Annotated in this window: 7 protein-coding genes; all 7 read right to left on the bottom strand. The window is 72.9% G+C overall.

Translation table 11 applies throughout. From position 1 onward, the window contains the following. Nucleotides 1–121: 121 nt before the first annotated feature. The 7 genes from AOM05_RS13135 to AOM05_RS13105 are packed head-to-tail and all read right to left on the bottom strand — an operon-like array spanning nucleotide 122 to nucleotide 7,306. The gene (locus AOM05_RS13135; protein ID WP_082097537.1) at nucleotides 122–580 is read right to left on the bottom strand and encodes a hypothetical protein; all 459 of its coding nucleotides are present in this window, start codon (nucleotides 578–580) and stop codon (nucleotides 122–124) included. A gap of 10 nt (nucleotides 581–590) precedes the next feature. Continuing rightward, nucleotides 591–1,334, bottom strand: a complete 744-nt coding sequence (gene dapB, locus AOM05_RS13130) for a 4-hydroxy-tetrahydrodipicolinate reductase (RefSeq protein WP_062522966.1) — start codon at nucleotides 1,332–1,334, stop codon at nucleotides 591–593. A 41-nt stretch (nucleotides 1,335–1,375) separates the two neighbouring features. Beyond that, nucleotides 1,376–3,277, bottom strand: coding sequence for a permuted SH3 domain-containing protein (locus tag AOM05_RS13125; protein WP_062522964.1), 1,902 nt, complete (start codon nucleotides 3,275–3,277; stop codon nucleotides 1,376–1,378). Beyond that, entirely contained in the window at nucleotides 3,274–4,179 is a 906-nt protein-coding gene (locus AOM05_RS14455; protein ID WP_062522961.1) for a hypothetical protein, read from the bottom strand. Before AOM05_RS14455 ends, AOM05_RS13125 begins: the two co-directional genes overlap by 4 nt. A gap of 30 nt (nucleotides 4,180–4,209) precedes the next feature. Beyond that, entirely contained in the window at nucleotides 4,210–5,442 is a 1,233-nt protein-coding gene (locus tag AOM05_RS13115; RefSeq protein ID WP_228373309.1) for an ABC transporter permease, read from the bottom strand. Next, entirely contained in the window at nucleotides 5,439–6,134 is a 696-nt protein-coding gene (locus AOM05_RS13110) for an ABC transporter ATP-binding protein (RefSeq protein WP_062522959.1), read from the bottom strand. Before AOM05_RS13110 ends, AOM05_RS13115 begins: the two co-directional genes overlap by 4 nt. Continuing rightward, nucleotides 6,134–7,306, bottom strand: coding sequence for an efflux RND transporter periplasmic adaptor subunit (locus tag AOM05_RS13105; protein ID WP_156165194.1), 1,173 nt, complete (start codon nucleotides 7,304–7,306; stop codon nucleotides 6,134–6,136). The genes AOM05_RS13110 and AOM05_RS13105 overlap by 1 nt, the downstream gene beginning before the upstream one ends. Nucleotides 7,307–7,429: the final 123 nt, after the last annotated feature.

Here is a 7,429-nt window from a genome sequence, read left to right as displayed (position 1 = left end):
GGCACGACGCGGCGGACACCTCCGCGGGGATGGATCAGGGATCTTCCAGCTGGGGATAACCAAGGCCGCGAGGCCACTGAGACACCGGGGAGACCCGGGCAGGTACGACGAGGGAGGCTTGTCAGCCCTGCGCGCGGAACAACGTCGCAGCGTGGCGCAGCGCCTTACGCGCCTCCGCCTTCTCCTTGACCGCCTCGTAGGCGAACGCCAGGTGGAACCAGGCGGCCCAGCTCTGCGGCTCCAGCTCGACGCCGGTACGCGCGACCTCGTAGAGATCCTGCGCGGCCTCGTCGGTGAGCCGCCCGTGGGCGTCGCGCGCGCCGTCGTGCAGCGGCAGCCCGCCCTCGGCCTCGAGGCGGGTCGCCATGCGCTGCACGGTGATGCCGGTGCGCCACTCGTTGACCAGGAACCACACCGCGATCACGGGCAGCACCAGCACCAGCGCGCCCATCAGCTTCGCGATGACGCCGGGCGTCTGCAGGAGCGCGAACGCGATGTTCGCCACCACGCCGACGAGCAGCGCGAGCAGCACCGTGGTCGCGACCGCGGCGAGGAACGCCGGGCGCCGCATCACGCTCACCGCACCGCCCTCACAGCGCCATGTAGCGGTCGAGGCCCACGGTGAGGCCCGGGTGGCGCGCAACCTCGCGCACGCCCAGGAGCACGCCGGGCATGAAGCTGATGCGGTCGAAGCTGTCGGTGCGGATGGTAAGCTGCTCGCCGGGGTTGCCCAGCAGCACCTCCTCGTGCGCGACCAGGCCGCGCAGGCGCACCGCGTGGACGTGGACCCCGTCGACCACCGCGCCGCGCGCGCCGTCGGGGTCGTGCGTGGTCGCGTCGGGCGACGGGCCGATGCCCGCCGCCGCGCGCGCCGCCGCGATGCCCTGAGCCGTGTGGGTCGCGGTGCCCGATGGCGCGTCCACCTTGTCGGGGTGGTGCAGCTCGACGATCTCGACGGACTCGAAGTAGCGCGCCGCGGCCGCGGAGAACCGCATCGCGAGCACCGCGCCCAGCGAGAAGTTCGGGGCGATGAGGACGCCCAGCTCGGGACGCTCGCGGAGGTGCTCCTCGACCCGAAGCAGCGACTCGGCGGTCCACCCGGTGGTGCCGACAACAGCGTGGATCCCGGCGTCGATGAGCGCGTGGACGTTCGCCTCGGTGGCGCTGGGGACCGTGAAGTCGACCGCGACGGAGGCCCCCGCGCGCGCGGCCTGGGCGAGGTCGTCGCCGTGGTCCAGGGAGGCCACCAGCTCGAGGTCGGGGGCGCCGTTCACGGCGTCCACCACATGGGAACCCATGCGCCCGGAGGCGCCCAGCACGGCGACGGAGATCATGCGTCGAGCGTACCGGGCGCCCGGGGCGGGCCGTCCGTCCCCTAGCCCGCGAATCCGGGCGGCACCATGCCGCCGCCCGCGCCACCGCCGGGGAACTGCATCTGCTGGTCCTCGGTCTCCGACGAGCCGCTGTCGAGGCCGCCCAGCAGGCCGCTGGACTCCTCCGACTCCTCGTCGCCGGACGTGAGCTCCGTGGTGAGGTCCGCGAGGATCACCTCGTCGCCCGCCTCGAGACCCGACGTGACCTCGGTGTAGACGGCGCCCACGGCGCCGGTCTCGATCGCCGCCTGGGTGGCGGTGCCGTCCTCGCCGACCACCTGAACCGTCGCGTCGCCCGCAGCGTCCGCCACGGCCGAGGTGGGCACCACGAGCACGCCGGTCGCGCCGGCCACGGTGATGCTCATGCGGGTCGCGGCGCCGATCCTGATCTCGAAGCCGGGGTCCGCGACCGCGATGGTGACCGCGTACGCCTGCGCGAAGTCGTTGCCCGAGTTCACGTTGCTGACGCTCGACACGACGCCGTCGACCACCTCGCCGCTGCTGGTGAGGGTGAGCCCCGCCTCCTGCCCGACCGCGAGCAGCTGGGCCTCCGTGAGGCCCACGGACAGCTCGACCAGGTAGGAGTTGTCGGACACCACGGTGATCGCGGCGGTGGTGTCGCCTGCCGTCACCGCGGCGTCCTCGGCGATCGCGACCGAGACCACCGTGCCGGCGACCGGGGCCGTCAGCGTCGCGTGCTCGACCTGCTGCTGCGCGACCTTCAGCGCGGCGCGCGCCGCCGTGATGTCGGCCTTGTCCGCGAGGATGTCCGCGGCGCTCGGAACGGTGTCCTCCGCGGTCGAGCCGGTCATCCCGCTCTCGGTGTCCGTCGCGGTGCCGGCGTCGGACGTTGTGCCGCCGGTCGCGGCGTCGGGCGTGCCCTGGAGCGACGTGCCGCCCTGCTCCTGCGTCGGCGCGTCGCCGCCGGTCGCACCGGCGTCTCCACTGGGCAGCGAGCCGCCGTCACCGCCCGTGGATCCATCCGTCGAGCCGCCGCCGTCGGAGCCGCCCGCAGCACCGCCATCCGCGGCGATCGCCTCCTGCAGCGCCGCGACGGCCGCGTCCACGTCCGCCGCGAGCTCCATGAGCGTCGCCTGCGCCTCGATCGAGACCTGGGACGCCTCCAGCGCCGCGTCGGTCGCCTCCTGACAGGCCGCCAGCGCCTCCGCGGACGCATCCGCATCGCCCTCCGCCGCACCCTCGAACGCGTCCTCCGTGCCGCCCTCGGTGAACGCGGCGCAGATCTCCTGCGCCTCCGCGGAGGCCGTCTGAGCGGCCTCGAGGAGCGCCTGCGCCACGTCGTACTGATCGAGCAGGGCGTCCTGCGCCGCCACCAGAGCGGCGCGCGCCTCCTCCACGGAGGTCGCGTCCCCGCCCGCGGCGGTGAGGACGATGCGCGTGTCGCCGGGCACGTACACCGCGGCGACCGCGGTGGTCGGGTCCGCGGTGGAGGGCTCCGCGGAGTACGCGGCCGAGGACGCCGTGGTGGAGGACGAGGTGCTCGAGGTGGAGCTGCCCTCGCTCTGCGCCTCCAGGTCCTCCGCGAGGGCCTCCTTGGCGTCCGCGAGCGCCTCATTCGCCTCGGTGACCGCGTCCTCCAGGTCGCCGGTGTCGAGCCGCGCGAGCACGTCGCCCGCCTCGACGGTGTCGCCCTCCTGGACCTTGACCTTGGCGACCGTGCCGTCCACCTGGAACGCGAGGTCGCGCTGGCTGGCGGAGGCGATGGCGCCGGTCGCGGTGAGCGTCTGCGTGACGTCCCCGGTCTGCGCGGCGGCGGTCCGGTAGGTGGCCGACGCGGACGAGGCTCCCGTGAGCACCACGGTGGCCGCGACCGCTCCGATCGCCACGGGCGCGGCGGCGAGCAGCCACCGCCTGCGCCCCGAGAGCAGGCCCGCGCGCGTCACGACGCGCTCTCGAGCGCCGGCTCGTCGGTGACGGCCGCGTCGCCGCCCGGCATCTCGCCGCCGCCGGGCATGCCCCCGCGACCGCCGCCGAAGCCCGTCGCGGAGACGCAGCCGTCGTCGCCGGGCGCGAACACGGAGATCGTGGTGGCGGCGTACCCGCCGGACGTGTCCGACTCTCCGTTCGCGGTCATGCACTGGCCCACCTCGATCGCGTCGAGGTCGGCGTCCTCCGTTCCCGTGATGGTGGCGTCCGCGGCGGCCGTCACGGTCGACTCCTCGCCGTCCGTCGACTCGACCGTCAGCTCGCCGCCCGCGACGGAGGTCACGGTGCCGGCGACCAGCGAGGCCGCGTCGAACCCGCCGCCCGGCATCTCGCCGCCGTCGGGCATCGCGGTGGGCGCGCCGTCGGGGATCTCGCCGCCCTCGGGCATCGCGGTGGGCATGTCGGTGGGCATCTCGCCGTCCGTGGGCATCTCGCCGCGGTCGAAGCCGCCCATGCCGCCGCCGAAGCCGGTCGAGCAGGTGCCGTCCTCGTCGGCGTCGGTCACGCTGATGGTCGTGGCGGTGTCGTCGTCGCCGAGCGTCGCGACCACGCAGGCCCCGACCGCGATGTCCGCGAGCGCGATGTCGACCTGCTGGGTCACGGTGGTGGAGTCGTCGAAGCTCACGGCCGTCTGGGTGGAGCCGTCCTGCACCTGGGCGACACCGTCGGTGACGTACGCGATCTCGCCGGTGACGCCGGAAGGCGCCCGGCCCCCCGCATCGTCCACGCTTCCCAGCACGGGGGTGGAGGCGTCGGCGGAGGCGGAGGCCTCGGTCTCGGCGGCCTCGCCGGCGGAGCATCCGCTGAGGAGGGCGACGCCGAGCATCGCCGTCACGATCGACAGCTGGGTCTTCTTCATGAGGGTGTCCTATCTCTCAGTCGTTCACGTTCACTGGTCGCGCAGCGCGTCGATGGGCGCGAGCTTGGCGGCGCGGGCCGCCGGGTAGACGCCGAACACCGCCCCGATCCCGACGGCGACCACCACGGACACCACGAGCGCGAGGCCCGAGATGACGATGGTGGAGCCGAGCACCGAGGGCAGCGCCAGCGCGAGGCCGACGCCGATGATCACGCCCACGGCGCCGCCGCTGAGGCCCAGGATCATCGCCTCGATGAGGAACTGGTTGCGGATGTTCGCGGGTGCGGCGCCGAGCGCCTTGCGCAGGCCGATCTCCCTGGTCCGCTCCGTGACGGACACGAGCATGATGTTCATCACGCCGATCCCGCCGACCAGCAGCGCCAGCGCGGCGATGCCGGTGAGCAGCACGGTGAGCTTCTCGTACACGGAGGTCGCGGCGTCGAGCAGCGAGTCCTGCACCTCGACCGTGAAGTCCGCGTCCTCGGCGGACGCGAGGCCGTGGAGGTTGAGCAGCAGCGACGTGGTCTCCTGCGAGGCGGCGCTCAGCACGTCGGAGGACGCCGCCTTCACGTAGATGGTATCGACCGACTCGCTGTTGCCCGACGTGTCGAGCTGCTCGACCATGGTGGTCATCGGCACCACCGCCATGTCGTCGAGCGACGTCTCGCCGGAGGATCCGGCCTCCGCCAGCACGCCGACGATCTCGTACGCCTCGCCGTCGATGGTGACGTCCTGGCCCACCACCGAGGTGCTCCCGAACAGCTCCTGGGCGGTCTCCGCGCCCAGGACGATCACGGAGGCCGCCGCCGTCGCATCGTCCTCGGTGAAGAAGCTCCCGTACAGGAGCTCCCGCGAACGGACGTCGGCCCAGCTGGTCGAGGTGCCCGTCACGTCCGTGGTCCAGTTGCTCTCGCCGTACTCGAGCGACAGGCTGGCGGTCTTCTCGGCGGCGACGTCCGCCGCGTCGGGCACCGCGACCTCGGAGGCGAGCGCCTCCGCGTCGGTGAGCGTGAGGGTCTCGCCGCTGCCGAAGCCGCCGCGCAGGCCACTCTCGTCGGTCGACGAGCCGGGCGACACGATCAGCAGGTCGGAGCCGAGCGCGGCGATCTGCTCGGACACGTCCTTCTGGGTGCCGAGCCCGAGCCCGACGGTGAGCACCACGGACGCGATGCCGACGACGATCCCGAGCATGGTGAGGATGGACCGCATCTTGTGGGAGCGGATCGCACGCCAGGAGCTGGCGAGCAGGTCGGCGGGCCTCACTTGGCGATCTCCGTTCCCGCCCCGACGAACTGCCCGTCGGTGACGTTGTAGACGGTCCCCGCGCGCGCGGCGACGTCGGACTCGTGGGTGATGAGGACGATGGTCGAGCCCTCGGAGTGAAGGTCGTCGAGCATGCCCAGGACGTCGCGCGTCGAGTGCGAGTCGAGGTTGCCCGTCGGCTCGTCCGCGAGCACGATCGCGGGCTCGGTCACCAGCGCCCGCGCGATCGCGACGCGCTGCTGCTGGCCACCCGACAGCTGCCCGGGGTGGTTGCGGCTCTTGTCGCCCAGCCCGACCCGCTCGAGCGCGACCATGGCGCGGTCCCGGCGCTCGGCCGGCGACACGCCCGCGTACACCAGCGGGAGCTCCACGTTGCCCAGCGCGGTGAGGCTGGACAGCAGGTGGAACTGCTGGAACACGAAGCCGATGCGGCGGTTCCTGGCGGACGCGAGCGCCACCTCGTCCATGCGGGAGACGTCCTCGCCCGCGAGCACGTAGCTGCCGGAGGTGAGCACGTCGAGGCAGCCGAGGATGTTCATGAGCGTGGACTTGCCGGAGCCCGAGGGGCCCACGATCGCCACGTACTCGCCCGGGAAGATCCTGCAATCGATGCCGCGCAGCGCCTCGAACTCGATGTCGCCCGTGTGGTACGTCTTTCGCGCGCCGGTCAGCTCGATGACGGGTGCGGCCATCAGCCCTGCCCGCCCGGGAACTGGCCGCCGGTGGGCATCTGACCGCCGGTCGGCATCTCGAAGCCCTCGGGAAGCTGCCCGCCGAACATGTCCTCGAGGCCCTCGGTCCCCGTCTCCCCGGACGAGGTGATCACGGTGACCTGGAGCTGCTCGCCCTCCTCGAGGCCGTCCGTGACCTCGGTGTAGCTGCCGATCGTGTCGCCCAAGGTGACCTCGCGCTCCTCGGTCTCCCCCGCATCGTCCACCACGGTCACCGTGGACACGCCGTCCGTGGTGGTCACCGCGTTGGTCGGGATGGCGAGGACGTCGACCTGGCGGAGGTAGACGATGTCCGCGGTGACGGAGGTGCCCTCGTACAGGCCCTCGACGTCGCCCGTGACCTGCAGCTCGACGGCATAGGTCGCGCTTCCGCCCGTGGTGGTCGGCAGGTTCGCGATGTCCGTGACGAGGCCGAAGAACTCGCCGTCGACGTCGTCCGACGTGAAGGTCACCTGGTTGCCCTCGGCGATCTGGGCGACCTCGTCCTCGGACAGGCTCACGGAGACCGTCCACTCGTCCTGACCCACGATGGTGACGCCGGAGTCCGTGGTGGTGGTCGCGGCCGTGGTGGTGCCGGTCATCGCGGAGGCGCCGGACGTCCCTGAGGTCCCGCTCGACGCGCTCGACGACGACCCGCCCGTCACCACGTCCCCGACCTCGTACGGCTGGGCCGTGACGAGCCCGGCCATGTCGGCCGTGAGCGTGGCGTCGCCCATCGCGTCCCTCGCGTCCGCGACGGACTCCTTCAGCACCGCGACCTGCGCCTCGGCGGCGGAGATCTGCGCGGCGCTCGAGTCGGAGCCGTCGTCGGCGTCCTCGAGGTTCGCGAGCGTCGCCTTCGCCTGCGCGAGCTCCGCCTGCGCGGACCGCAGCGAGGCCGTGAGCTGCAGCGTGTCGATGGTGGCGATCACGTCGCCCTTCTCGACGGTGTCGCCCGCCTCGACCTTCACCTTCGTGACGGTGCCCGACGCGTCGAACGCGAGCGAGTCGGAGGCCACGGCCGCGAGCGTGCCGGTGGCGGACACGGACTCCTCGAGCGTCTGCAGCCCGACGGTCACGGTCTGCTCGGCGCCGCCCTCCATCGCGAGGGCGTCGCGGCCCTGCTGCTCGCTCTCAGGGGCCCACAGCGCCATGGCGCCGGCACCTATGCCGACGCCCGCGAGGACCGCCCCGGCGGGCACCCCCCACGTCCGCACGCGTGTCCATCGGGAAGGGTTGTGGGGCATCGTCCATCCGTTCGATCGTCACCGACTGTC

The organism is Demequina silvatica (genome assembly GCF_000971215.1).
GTDB classification, from domain to species: domain Bacteria; phylum Actinomycetota; class Actinomycetes; order Actinomycetales; family Demequinaceae; genus Demequina; species Demequina silvatica.
Note: the sequence above shows the minus strand (reverse complement) of the source record. Positions and strands in the feature narration are given on the sequence as shown.